The organism is Photobacterium profundum (genome assembly GCF_003026285.1).
Lineage (GTDB): Bacteria > Pseudomonadota > Gammaproteobacteria > Enterobacterales > Vibrionaceae > Photobacterium > Photobacterium profundum.
Genome location: NZ_PYOD01000012.1, coordinates 21304 through 34822, shown reverse-complemented (window position 1 = coordinate 34822; position 13519 = coordinate 21304). Strand labels below are relative to the sequence as shown.

Below are 13519 nucleotides of genomic sequence, written 5' to 3'. Positions count from 1 at the left end.
AGGCTTGATGTATCTCTAAGAGAATTTGGTGCTCGCTACTGGACTCGAACCAGTGACACCTTGCATGTCATGCAAGTACTCTAACCAACTGAGCTAAGCGAGCAAATTGTACTGTGTGATAACAAATTATTTCGTGCTATCTAAAACTGGTGCTCGCTACTGGACTCGAACCAGTGACACCTTGCATGTCATGCAAGTACTCTAACCAACTGAGCTAAGCGAGCAAATTGTACTGTGTAATAACAAGCTATTGCGTGCTATCTGAAATTTGGTGCTCGCTACTGGACTCGAACCAGTGACACCTTGCATGTCATGCAAGTACTCTAACCAACTGAGCTAAGCGAGCAAATTGTTTGTTCGTTTTTGGGAACGAGAGAATAGTAGCGATTCGATTTATATCGCGCAAGTGTTTGAGATCGCTTTTTTATTAATTTACATCCATTTGCTCGCAGAGTAACCAGTTTGGTGGTCGTGTGAGCGTAAAAAGGCGAATAAATTGAGGGGAAGTTGTTGAGATTTATCATGATGATAGAGATTGCAGATGATTCTTTTAATGTTTAACTCGCAACCTTAATGTGATGGCACTGATGACGACTGATGGTTTTCTAGTTATTCACCAGTGTCATCAATGATTATTTGACGGTAATGTTAGGTTTCTACTTCAGCTAGCACGGGTGCACTTTTTTCAAGTGTTATAAATAACTGTTCAAAACTTTTCGTGAGTTTATGTGCCGGCAGCAAATGGATAAGTGGCTTTTGATGATAGTGTGATTCCTTCATTTTTATCGACTGAGGTAGGTAAGGTTCAAGAATCGGTAATCCGAGATCCTTCAAGTCAGCAATGATTTTCTTTGGGAAGTTAGCCTGAGCATTAAACATATTGACGATAACACCCTCAACCTCGAGTGTAGGATTATGGTCTTCTCGTAATTCCGATAAATTATTGAGTAGCGTTAATAGTGCTTGCTGTGAAAAGCTATCGCAGTCGAAGGGGATAAGTAAGCGCTGAGCGGCAATTAAGGCGGCTTTACTGAAAAAGTTTAGGTTGGGTGGGGTGTCGATATAAATACGCTCATATCGTTTGTCTAGTTCATCTAGCGCATCACGAAGCTTATATATCTTATAGCGGCGTTCTAATTCAGATTCGATTTTTTCTAATCGTGGGCTAGATGGAATAATGTCAAGGTTAGTAAATGACGTGGGTTGTGGGAATTCAATCACAGGTGTGGAAACACTAAACCAGCCAACGGTTTGGTTTAATAGATCTGCTATGGTTTGTTTACTTTCAGAGTTAACGTCGTAGCCTAAATAGTGACTACTGTTACCTTGAACATCCAGATCAATCAATAATGTTTTATACCCTTTAGCCGCGCTTAAGGCTGCCAAATTAGCTGCAATGCTGGATTTACCAACCCCACCTTTTTGATTAAATACGACACGACGCATTTATGACCATCCTTGATATTATCTGAGTGATGATAATAAGTTACATGGCTGTAAACAAGGTGGCAACATTTGTTTGTTGTAATTGCAATGAAGGCAAAGAATTAGGTAACGTGTTGTTATAAAAAAGCTAGATACAAAAATCAGCAGTCAGTTTGTAATCTGCTTGCTGATTGTTGTGCGCTAAATGATATAGCGAATAATGTGATTAGTATGACGGTAATTATTGCAGTAATTCGTGATCAGGTGGTAGTAGACGGGTTATCCAAAGCACCAACTTATGCTTCATGTTTACGCCATCTTCTTGATCAATGGCAAGAGGGGTAATTTGCTTACATTCGATGAGTAAACGGTAAATGCATTCAACACGTTCTGTGGATGAAACGGTTTTCTCTAAGTCTCCATATCCTTGCTTTTTAGCGAATGCAAAGCCTAGCTCCATGGCTTTCTTAAGTAATTTAGCATCATTGTTGTTCTTGTTTTTATTCTTTTTCATTGTTCATCTCTACCTATGAATGCGTAAAAGTTGTGCCCAAATAATGACAATGGATGTGTGCTGTATCTCATTTAACACTAAGACTAGATTACAACAAACGTAACAAATGAGGTATGAAATTTATGGTTTCATTGTGTAACGTTTGTTCGTTATTAACTTCAATTTTCCGCGATGAGCGCTGTATCACGAAATATAACCTCAAAAAAAGGGATGACAAAATGTCATCCCCTTTGATATTCCGCTATTTGTCAGTTACGCAATTTAGCATGAATGTAAAGTGCTACTGAATAAAACTTAAATAACCTTGTAAAACTATCAAGTTCGCGATATCGATAAAGAAAGCACCAACAATAGGAACAACCATGAAAGCTTGGGGTGATGGTCCATTTCGTGACACTAAAGACCCCATGTTCATCACTGCCGTTGGTGTGGCACCCATACCAAAACCACAGTGGCCACCAGCAATAACTGCAGCATCATACGTCCTGCCCATAACGCGGAAGGTAACAAAATACGCAAACGCAGCAAGCACGACCGTTTGTACTGTTAGGATCATCAGCATTGGTAAAGCCAATTCAAGCAATTCCCACAACTTAAGACTCATTAAGGCCATTGCCAAAAAGAGTGATAATGAAATGGTACCTAACGCATCAACCGTTTCACTGTTGATCTTATAAACTTTTGTTGTTTCACTAATGTTGGTGATAAAAACACCAATAAACAATGCATAAACAAAGTCAGGGATACGAAGCCAAGAAATACCAAAGCTATCAACAAGTTCTTTCACATGTGCAGCACCTGCAACACAGATCAACAAGATGAACAGTACTTCAATGGTGTTCTTTGACGTAATACGATCTTCTTCTTTATCGCTATAAGTAATCAGATCAGGATGTTCAATATGGTGATGCTCACCATCACCAAACGATGACTTCAATTTGTGTTTGTTAATCAGGCGCTGTGCAACAGGTCCACCAATAATTCCGCCCATCACTAAGCCAAATGTTGCAGAGGCCATAGACAGTTCAAGAACGTGTAGATTGTAATCTGCTGCAAAGCTTTGTGCCCAAGCAGCACCCGTACCATGTCCGCCAGACAGTGTTATTGAGCCCACTATTAAGCCAATAATAGGGTCTAAGCCAAGTAAGGTACTTAGTGTTACACCAACAGCATTTTGGATGATGATGAAAACCGTTGCTAACCCTAAAAATAAAAATACGCGTGAACCACCTTGTGCCAGTAGCTTGTAGCTTGCAGCTAGGCCGACGGTAGCAAAAAACATCTGCATTAAAGTGTCTTTAATACTGAGTTTGAAAGTAATGTCGATGCCTTGCTGATGTATTAAAGCAATTATAACCGCGACTATTAGGCCTCCTACAATAGGTTCTGGAATATTATACTTCCGAAGAACCGTTACTTTTGTATTAATGAAGTAGCCAAGAAAAAGCACAATAATCGCAATGAGCAAAGATTCTAGCTCGTTTATTTGAATTGTAGTATTCATGATTTAGTCTTTTCATACTTTTCTTAATGGTCAATATTAACCGCTAAAATCTCTTGTGCCTATATTGTGCTAAGCGCTCTAATAGTGTAGGCCTCACAGAGCTTTAATGTTTCAAATGTTGCTTGTTTGTTGGGGTGTTATCTTTAGTTTGTCTAAAGTGATTTTTTTGTGACGTTTGTGTAGAAAATAAGATTGGTATGATGTGTTGGTTCCATGTGGATATATATGTTGAATAAACGATACTTTATAAGCAAGTTAAGATGCATTTTTTAAAAAAAATGATATTAATCATGCATATGATATTTTTATGGTACTGCCAAATATGCTTTATATATTCTCTGTTGTGTAAAATATCAGTTAAATCTGTACTGATAGGGTATGAAAAATAAACAGTGGAATATGCGGAGAATCTTTATGGCTTATTTTGGAGTGGATTCAGCAATATTTATTAAATTAAATTTCATCTTTTAATCTGTTAGGAATCTAACTGCTGTGAATAGTTCATTTTTTGTTCTAATTGACGGTGGTTAAATATAATAGAACAAGTTTTTGGGGTGGTTCTCTTGATAATGTTTGTTACGTAAGTGGAGGGAAGAGTAATCAATAATATAGTTAGTATGAATTGTTTTGTCAGTTTAAGGTTAATTATGTATAGATGTAATGGTTGTTATTCTAGGATAAAAGAGCTGGTACTAAACCAGCTACTGTATGTTCTAGGTCTATACACTTCGGGTTTTTAGATTATTAAATACACTTAATTAAGAATCTGAATGTTTTTTCAGTTTTAGGTCTTTCTTTAATTGCTGAATAAAATCTAATCGTGATTGACTAACAGGTATCGCGTCTACTTTTTGTTGGTCAAGTGCATATAATTCTTGAGCTGTCATACAACGCCCATGAATACGTGTATGAGGTTGCTTTGTTTCCTCTGTCGCACGTTCTGAAGCATCTTCTTGTTCTCGTGCCATGGCTTCACGTGCTTTGCTCTGATTTGTAGCATCTTGCACTGATTGTGCAGGTTGACGTCTAAACTGTTGACGAGCAGGTGTTTGAGGGCGTTGATCGCGTTGTTTAATAAAATCATCTAAATAATCACTAAAGCTCATAATGCTGCCCCTTTATAATATCTTGAATATAGTAAGTCAGCCTCTTGCTGAATAGAAGCTTTAATAACTTAAGTATGGACGTTTTTTACATCTGAGACGTTTATTGTTTATAACAGACTAGCTTTCATTCAGAATATCTTCAGCATTTGCACTATCAGTGATAAATTTCACTTCGAATTCATCGATTGGCATAGGTTTACCAAAGTAGTAGCCTTGAAACTCTTCAACGCCAATGTTGGTCAAAAATTTAATTTGATCTTCGTTTTCGACACCTTCTGCTACAACGAGCATCGATAAGTTATGTGCTAGTTCAATAATAGAACGCGTGATTGTAACGCTATCTTTGTTCATTGGCAGGTCTTGAACAAACTCTCTATCTACCTTCAAAATATGTATTGGGAATCGACTAAGGTAGGCGAGTGAAGAGTATCCCGTACCGAAATCATCGATGGCAATTTTCACACCAAGAGCTTCTAATTTAATGAGCTTATCGAAGGCTAACTTCACATCGGCCATGACGACACTTTCCGTTATTTCTAACTCTAGGTAGTGGGGATTACAGCCTGACATAGTAACGGCTTTATACACAGTATCTACGATGTCTGAATGCAATAATTGGCGTGCAGAGATATTTAATGCAAAGTGTAGGTCTAACCCGTTACTCTGCCAAATTGCTAACTGTTCACAGGCTTGATTGATCAGCGTTTCGCCAACATTGACAATAAGCCCTGAATTTTCAAGAATCGGAATGATCCCTAATGGCGATTGGATCTGACCTTCTTCATTCTTCCAACGTAATAATGCTTCAATACCACATACTTTATGGGTTTTAGCATTCACCTTAGGTTGATAAAAAAACGTGTACTGATCAGTACCTAGACTTTTACGTAGGTCAGATTCAAGTTGAAGACGTTGTACACTTTCTATACCCATTTTGGGGGTGAAAAAACAATATCGATTACGTCCCTGATCTTTAGCGTGATAAAGTGCAATATCCGAGTTTTTTAATAAGGCATCACTATCTACAGAATTTTCAGGGTAAACGGCAATACCCATGCTTGCTGTAATCGATAATGATTTTTCTTCTATAGATAAAGAGGCACAAATATTATTTATAATGCGTTCAGCCAGAGTAGCAATACTTTGCGATGAGGTATCCGACTGAATTAAAATGGCAAACTCATCGCCCCCTAAACGAGCAAGAACGTCTTCATCTCGAAGTGAACGTGTAATACGTTTGGCAATGGTGATTAATACTTTATCACCCACATCATGACCAAGAGAATCATTTATCTTTTTAAAAAAATCGAGATCTATATTGAATACGACAACAGATGTTTTCATCTCTTCTGCGTTCGTGATGGCTTGTTCAATGTACTGCAGGAGAAGTAGACGATTAGGTAGTTCAGTTAAAAGGTCATAATGAGCGAGTTTATGAAGCTTACTTTCAAACAGCACGCGTTCTGTAATATCCTTTCCCGTCGATATGTAGTGACTTATTTTCCCGGTATCGTTACGAATTGGTGAAATTGTTTCGTCTTCATAGCAAACCGTATTATCAGATTTTTTCCGTGTAATAACGCGGTGAATTGTTTTTCCTGCTTTTAATTGTTGATGAATATGCTTTATTTCACTGGTTGTTTCATTAGCCCCCTTCATTAAAGTGCGTGAATCTCGTCCTAACGCCTCAGCTGAGGTGATGCCAGTAAACGCTTCAAAAGAGTGGTTAACATATTCAATAATACCGTTCTTATCTGTAATAAGAACAGTATCATCACTTTGCTCTACTGCATGAGATAGACTTTTTAACTTTAACTCTCTTTCAATCCAATCAGTGACATCACTAATATGAAGCAAGATTTCACTGGTTGAACTGAAAACAGTTTCACTAGCAATAAGAGCGATATATTTTATGCTTGTATGATTCGGCAGCTGGATACTAGCCTTGATTGGGGTATTGTTACCATCTGCCATAGCAAGCTGAACTTGATAGATGAGTTTGTTCAGTGCGTTTTTTGCTTTTGTATCATGAACTATCTCAGTGATATTTTTTCCCATGGCTTCGGCAGTATCAGTGATATTAAAAACACGTTCAGCCGAATGATTTAAAGCGGTTATTTCTAAATTATTATTCAACGTTATTAAACCATCAGGCGCATTTTTTAATACCGATGCGTAACGTTGAGCATTGTCATCAATTTCTTGTTTTAGCTTCTTTTCATTAATTAATTGTTGATACAGATGCCAAGCAAGCACAATAGAACCCGCGACTAATGCCATTACGAGAATACCAAAGGTGGCAAATTTAATGATACGTTGTTGAGAAAAGGACAGCTCAGTCACTAAACTCGGCATGTTGACTCTTGAAATAATTGTCCAAGGTAAATCTGCCCCCTCAAAAGGAAGGACAAATAATTTGGTACTGCTTAATTCTTTACTAGAAAAGAAGCGAGAATAGGTATAAAGGTAATCACCAGCACGTATTTGACCGTGTTTCTTTTTTCCTATTTCAGCCCAAATATTAGGGTACTGCTGAAAAAAGTCTTTTGTACCAATGGCATTATTTAAGTCAAATTGCCAAGAACTTTCTTTATTTGGACCTAGAAGCCATTGTCCATCATTATTGACGAGCCAATTTCCGCCACCTTGTCCCCAGTTATATTCTTGCTGTATTTGATGTAAAAAATCGTCTCCTAGATAATTTAATGTGATTAACCAAGATTCGCCATTGGATTTGAAATGGCTAACAAAACGCAGCATGGGTTTAATGGGGATTTCAATTTTACCGTTTTCGACATTAAGATCGAATTGCGAAGTATAAAAACTGCCAATTGGTACCTGAAGGCCTCTTTGAATATAAGGCCGCTTACTTTTATCTTGAAGTTCGTTGCTGGGTACTAAGACTATATCGTCGCCTTTTTTATTAACCCGCAGTACTTCCATTCCATTAGCATTGATCAGACGTATTTGATCGTAATGATTCCTTGTTTTCATAATACGAATAAAGGTTTCTAACATCCGATCTTTTTGATTTAGTGTTAACTCAGGCGTAAAAGCGAGTTCTTGTGACTTGGTCGTTAAATAGCGTAAATCATCAATAATTGGTGTGAAGTGTAAGCGGGTGATATGAAGGACAGATTGGTGTTTTGTGAGTTCTTTTTCCTGAATGCGTAGCTCTAGCTGGTTAGCATCTTCATGATATATGTACAGTGTTGCTACCGTCGTAATTGATAGTAGGGGTAACAGTAATACAATAAAACGAAGTAAAGCTTTTTTCATACAGCATCCATAAAATGGGAGGGGTCTCTATTTGTATACAGTATATACACGCGATAGCATAGTACTTCAAGTTGGGAAGATTTATTTTAGAGTTGTGACGGAGGAGGTTAATTAACTTATTGATTTAAAGGTTAATTACATGGTTTTAATGATTGTCGTCAGTCGAAAAACCCTCAAAGGCACCACCAGTGAGGGTTGTTTTTTCTGTATGTTATTAAATTTACTGGTTTTTTGTGTCTAACTTTTCAGACGTGGCGGCAGGGCTACTCCGCCGCGGTATTAAGCTCTGTTGTATTAGTCATTGCTAGCTTTTTTTCATACTGATTGTATTTCCACCATGCAAAACCTAGGAAAATAATAATACCACCAACGTTATAAAGCAGAATCATTGCAATATTACCGCCAGTAGGGAATGTAGATGCAATAAAACCAATAGAGAAAATAACTAATAACATGGAAACAATAGCAATACCAACATTGCGAGACCCCATTTTAAAATCACGTTCTAGGTGATCAAATTTCAAACGTAGCATTAGGTATGCAACCATAATAAAGATTGGTGGAAGCATCGCTGACGCTGCTGTCATATTGATAACGGTGTTCATTAAGTCTTGAGCTGATTCAGAGCCTAAAGCGGGGATGATAAGCAGTGGAATAACAATTAAGAATTGAATCCATGCACCACGAACAGGTACACCATGCTCATTTTGTTTAACGGTTTTTTTACCAAATATACCTTCAGGTATTTCAGAGAAGAAGATCTTAACTGGTGTTGCAGTCCACATTAGTAGGGAACCAAACATTGCAGCAAATAAGACAACACCAACAAAACGGTTTACTAATTCAGTTGAAAGTCCGTAGTGTAATGCCAGTCCTTCAAAAATTTGCACCGAACCACCGGTAAATGTTAATGCTTCTCTAGGTACAAATACATTCACGAGTAATGATGAAATAGAATAGAGCGCACCGATCAGGATACCAGCAAGAATAACTACTTTAACGAACGACTTATGGCCGCCTTTTACATCATTTACGTAAACTGAAATTGATTCTGCACCACCTGCTGCCATGAAAATCCATGTGATAACCCCTAGGAATGCCCAAGAGAAGGTGGGTGTCATACTTTCTACAGTAATTGGATCTGCAGGTACTGTACCGCCAAGAAGCGCACCACCAGCCAGCAGAATATACGAACCTGTGAGTAGTAAAACAAGTGTTGAGGTAATAGAAGTAATAGAGCCTAGAAGCTTTGCACCAGTAGTCGATACATAAGTAGCAACAGCAAATAGTACGGTACATAGAATTGTGGTGACTATTGGGCTAAAGACTACTTCGTAACCTAAGAAAGCATACGAAGCAAAAGCTATAACGTTGGGTAATAAAGATGTGAACCAAAATAGGTTAACAAACCAATAGGTATATGCGCCTAAGAATGCCCAACGTCCACCAAGTGTGGATTTTAGCCAAGCGTACACCCCAGATTCTGAGTTCTTATTTAAGGCAACAAACTCAGCTACAATTAAGCAAAATGGAATGAAGTAAAAAAGAGTCGCAATAATAAACATGGGTGCCGATGATAAACCGATTTCAATATTGTTGTTTACCACGTTGCGGAAGTTAAAAACGGCCGCTAGGGTCATTGATAGTAGGGCAAATTTTCCAATTGTGCCTCTTATAGACTCAGACATTGTGTTTCTCCGTTATTACACGTCAAGTATAAATGGGCTGCATGTATTACACAGCCTTGTTATTGGTTTAATTTATGGTTTTTGAGTTAAGTTATTTATTTAGGAAGTAGCCATCTTCAATCGTGACTTTAAGCACTACCTTGCGAATTCGCTTATCACCGATGAATCGGTAAGCGTTGTTATTGTCGAATATGACCACTTGCCCCTGACCAACCGTTTGTAAGGTGCCAGAGCCAGCAAGGTATTCTCGGTCCGTTTCATCTTGATAAGGCATGACGACGTCAAGTTGCTGCTTGTGGTTTGCCTCAATGGTTTCTTGGCCTTCGAGGTAGTAGTGGATATCAAAGTAACGACGGTTTCCGATGAAGTGCTCTGAGTTTTTAGCCACACCATCTTCAATCATGTAAGCCAGTGAATCGCCAATCGAGTGGTAAACGCCATCACGAATATTGCCGATGTTTTCGATAGCTTCGACACAGCGATTCCATTTACGTCCGTCGCGGTATAATGTTTTGAGTTGCTCGAGGTTCTCTAAAACAATCATCTATTTATCTCCGCCAATCATGCTTGGTGTGTTTTCTTGGATGTTTTGGGCTGTTTGTGTGTTGAGTGAAAAATCTTGACCCGCCAGGTAATTTGCACGGCAATTCGCTTGGCTAAATGGCAGTAGCGTTAAGGCGTATTGGAAATCGTTCATGTAAACACGGTAAGAATCTAATACTTCAGAACCCCAAGAGTTGGAGCCTAATCCCATTAGCTTATGATCAAGGTTTAGCGTGATATAACCGCTTTTTTCTAATTCATTGATATGTTGTGCTTCATGCAAGTGTTTACTGGTGTAATGCCATGCACTTAAATTAATAGGCTGTTGTGGTTTAACAAACAGACCATTACCTTGGCGGTTCACTAGCGATGCCCAACGCACGTCTTGGCGGTTGCCGTTATTTTGTGGGAAAGGGTAGTTCTCGAACATTCTTGTTACTGTTGACTGGTAAACATCAATGATGTTGCACTGTTTACTATCGAGATAGTTTTCTTCAGGACCACGACCGTAATATTCAACGTGTTCGAATTGCTTATTGATCCCCATATCCAATCCAAGTACAGGAATTACATGTGGGTATTCCCCGTATTTTTTTCCTGTAAGTGAGAGGTTTACTTGACCTTCTGAATGAATTTCATAGATATAAGTGCAACGCATACCAAAATCTAGAACTGGCGGAGCAACAATGCTGTTAACAGTGACGATAACATTCCCGTCTTGCTGCTCTATATGTAGTGTGCGGAAATGTTCTTCCATTATTTGCAGATGAGCAGGTTCCCATAAACCTTCATACTCTTGCTTATGGTTGTCGATCATTGGCTTGAAGAAATTCATCTTTGGTGAGCTAGCGATTATTTCAATACCGTTGCTCAGCCAAGATGTTAATTGACCGCTAATTTTAGAGAACGTCAGCTCGAAGTTGTAACCTTCAACTATCCACTCTAGGCGTTGCTCTTTAACATTAAGCGCAGTGCTATTGGTGTGTGTGAATGTAGGTAATTGCGCGGTATTTTCTTTTATTTGGAATTGGAATATGCCCAGCTCGCTATTTGCGACACTGTATCGTGTACTTGAATTCTTTCGTACTGAGACATTAATGAAGACTTCACGTTCATCTAATTCAGGTAGAGCAACTTGAAGGTCACGGCTTTCACCGACTTTTACATTGGCAACTGAAAGTTGGTATTGAGCCAGTGTTTCACCTTCAGCACGAATATCGACCAGTAAGGTGATGTCATCTAAGGTCGAGAACCAGTATTTGTTTTCAACAGTGATAAGGCCATTTTCTGCATCTTTTACACTGACTTTTACTGGGCAGATAACTTGTTTGTATTCACGTAAACCGGGACCTGGGGTTTGATCTGAATACACCAAACCATCCATACAGAAGTTATAGTTATTCGGGTAATCACCGTAGTCACCACCGTATTTATAAACGTCACGGCCTTTTTCGTCTTGTTCAAGAATACCGTGATCACACCATTCCCATAAGAAATGCCCTTGAATATGATCATGTTTGTAGAAGACATTTTGATATTCAGTTAACCCGCCCGGACCATTACCCATTGCATGAGCGTACTCACAAATAATGCGAGGCTTGTCCATGGGTTGTTCACCAAAATAATTCATCAGCTGAACGCGGGAGTACATGGTGCTAACAATATCTACAACTTCAGCATTACGATCTTCTTCATAATGAACAAGGCGGGTATCATCAATGGCTTTTGCTGCTTTACACATTGCGCGAATATTGCAGCCGTAGCCAGACTCATTACCTAAAGACCACATGATAATACTAGGGTGGTTCTTTTGCGCATGAATTTGACGTTCAATACGATCAACAAACACATTTTCCCATTCGGCATCATCGGTAATACGACTTAAGTCGCCGACGTTAGCAAAACCATGGGTTTCTACATCGGTTTCAGCCATCACAAACAAACCGTAAATATCACACATTTCATAGAAACGAGGATCGTTAGGGTAGTGAGCGGTACGTACTGAGTTGATGTTGTGTTGTTTCATTAAGATCAGGTCTTTTTCTACACGATCCATGCCTACCGCTCTACCATTTAAATGGTCATTGTCATGGCGGTTAACTCCATGAAGCATGGCGTACTGGTTATTGATATAGAACAAGCCATCTTTTACTTTTATGTCACGGAAACCAACACGTTGTGGAATGATTTCGATGGTACTGCCAGTATGATCTTTCAGTGTGAGGAATAGGTGATATAAATGCGGATTTTCTGCTGTCCAGTGAACAGGGTTAGTTACATCAATAGCAAAAGTAGCTGTGTGGCATTCTTCGATAGCTAGGTTATCGACTGAGCCATCGGAGATAAGCTGATTACCATCATATAACGCATATTCAAGTTGGAAGCCTGAAGCCTGTGCGGTTTGTAGGTTTTCGATGACGACAGAGCCAGAAAGTGTTGCACTTTGGTATTGAGTATCGAAATCTGTACGTATTGTATAGTCGTAAACATGGACGGGCTTTTTACCTATAAGGTAAACATCACGGAAAATCCCGGCAGTCCACCACATGTCTTGATCTTCGATATAGGTAGAATCAGCCCATTGCATAACACGAACAGAGAGTAAATTTTTACCCACTTTTACTTGTTCTGAAATATCAAACTCTGCGGTTAGGCGGCTGCCTTTACTGAACCCTACATATTGACCGTTTACATACACTTCAAAATAGGTTTCAACGCCATCGAATCTGATGATTGTTTGTTGTTCATCCCATGCGTCACCCAAGGTGAAAGTACGTTGATATGCACCTGTTGGGTTGTTAGTCGGAACAAAAGGAACATCAATAGGGAAAGGAAAGCCTTCATCAGTGTATTGAAGCTTACCATGACCTTCCATTTGCCACATGTTCGGAACTTGAATGCTATCCCACTCTGCCATTTCTTGATTGTAAAATTCATCAGGAACAAGCATTGGATTATTGAAAAAATTAAATGTCCACTGCCCACTAAGTAGCATGAAGTGACTACTCAGATCACGTTGAAAACTCTTAGCTTTATTTAATGCGTCGTAAGAGAAGAAGTAAGCGCGTGGCGCTATTCTATTTTCGCTAAGATGGTTAAAGTTTTCCCAGTTATTCACAATGCCTCCCGGACATATTTTTATAATCTGAGAGCTATGTTAGTTAAAATTTTAGTAAAATAAATCAGTAAAACTATTTTGCTTTAACTTGGTCACATTTTGTTCTTGAGTTTGTGAGCCGACTAACATTCTTGGCGGGAAAGAATATGAGCATTTAGCATATAAAAGAGGTGGCTGGAGTGAAAAAATCGACTGGTCGATGGTTTAATGTACGCGAAAGGTATACTTTTTGGTGGTTATTAAGGGAAATGTTTGTTGATAGCTATTAAGAGTACTTTCTGGGTGGAGTTATACTTTAAGGTGAATGTTGATTAAGTTTTAGTAAAATACGAATGTAATAGA

General features: G+C 38.7%; 8 protein-coding genes and 3 tRNA genes. All 11 read right to left on the bottom strand.

The window, feature by feature from the left end; genetic code table 11:
- Positions 1-26: 26 nt before the first annotated feature.
- The 11 genes from C9J48_RS20610 to ebgA all read right to left on the bottom strand — a co-directional run bounded on the left by C9J48_RS20610 (position 27) and on the right by ebgA (position 13177).
- Positions 27-103: transfer RNA gene (locus C9J48_RS20610), tRNA-Val, on the bottom strand.
- Positions 104-147: 44 nt separating this feature from the next.
- Positions 148-224: transfer RNA gene (locus tag C9J48_RS20605), tRNA-Val, on the bottom strand.
- A 45-nt stretch (positions 225-269) separates the two neighbouring features.
- Positions 270-346: transfer RNA gene (locus tag C9J48_RS20600), tRNA-Val, on the bottom strand.
- A 302-nt stretch (positions 347-648) separates the two neighbouring features.
- Positions 649-1446: a ParA family protein gene (locus tag C9J48_RS20595; protein WP_006232110.1), complete on the bottom strand. Its 798-nt coding sequence runs from the start codon at positions 1444-1446 to the stop codon at positions 649-651.
- A 220-nt stretch (positions 1447-1666) separates the two neighbouring features.
- Positions 1667-1939 carry a DUF5062 family protein gene (locus C9J48_RS20590; RefSeq protein WP_006232109.1) on the bottom strand — a complete coding sequence of 91 codons (273 nt, stop codon included), beginning with the start codon at positions 1937-1939 and terminating at the stop codon, positions 1667-1669.
- A 280-nt stretch (positions 1940-2219) separates the two neighbouring features.
- Positions 2220-3443 carry a sodium/glutamate symporter gene (gltS, locus tag C9J48_RS20585; RefSeq protein WP_006232108.1) on the bottom strand — a complete coding sequence of 408 codons (1224 nt, stop codon included), beginning with the start codon at positions 3441-3443 and terminating at the stop codon, positions 2220-2222.
- A 758-nt stretch (positions 3444-4201) separates the two neighbouring features.
- Positions 4202-4549 (bottom strand): hypothetical protein, encoded by a 348-nt coding sequence (locus C9J48_RS20580; RefSeq protein WP_006232107.1) that lies wholly within the window; start codon positions 4547-4549, stop codon positions 4202-4204.
- Between the two features lie 117 nt (positions 4550-4666).
- Positions 4667-7828, bottom strand: a complete 3162-nt coding sequence (locus C9J48_RS20575; RefSeq protein ID WP_006232106.1) for a sensor domain-containing protein — start codon at positions 7826-7828, stop codon at positions 4667-4669.
- Positions 7829-8091: 263 nt separating this feature from the next.
- Positions 8092-9516 carry an amino acid permease gene (locus C9J48_RS20570; RefSeq protein ID WP_006232105.1) on the bottom strand — a complete coding sequence of 475 codons (1425 nt, stop codon included), beginning with the start codon at positions 9514-9516 and terminating at the stop codon, positions 8092-8094.
- 91 nt (positions 9517-9607) lie between these two features.
- The gene (locus C9J48_RS20565) at positions 9608-10060 is read right to left on the bottom strand and encodes a beta-galactosidase subunit beta (protein WP_006232104.1); all 453 of its coding nucleotides are present in this window, start codon (positions 10058-10060) and stop codon (positions 9608-9610) included.
- Positions 10061-13177 carry a beta-galactosidase subunit alpha gene (gene ebgA / locus C9J48_RS20560; protein ID WP_036803408.1) on the bottom strand — a complete coding sequence of 1039 codons (3117 nt, stop codon included), beginning with the start codon at positions 13175-13177 and terminating at the stop codon, positions 10061-10063.
- Between the last annotated feature and the right edge of the window lie 342 nt (positions 13178-13519).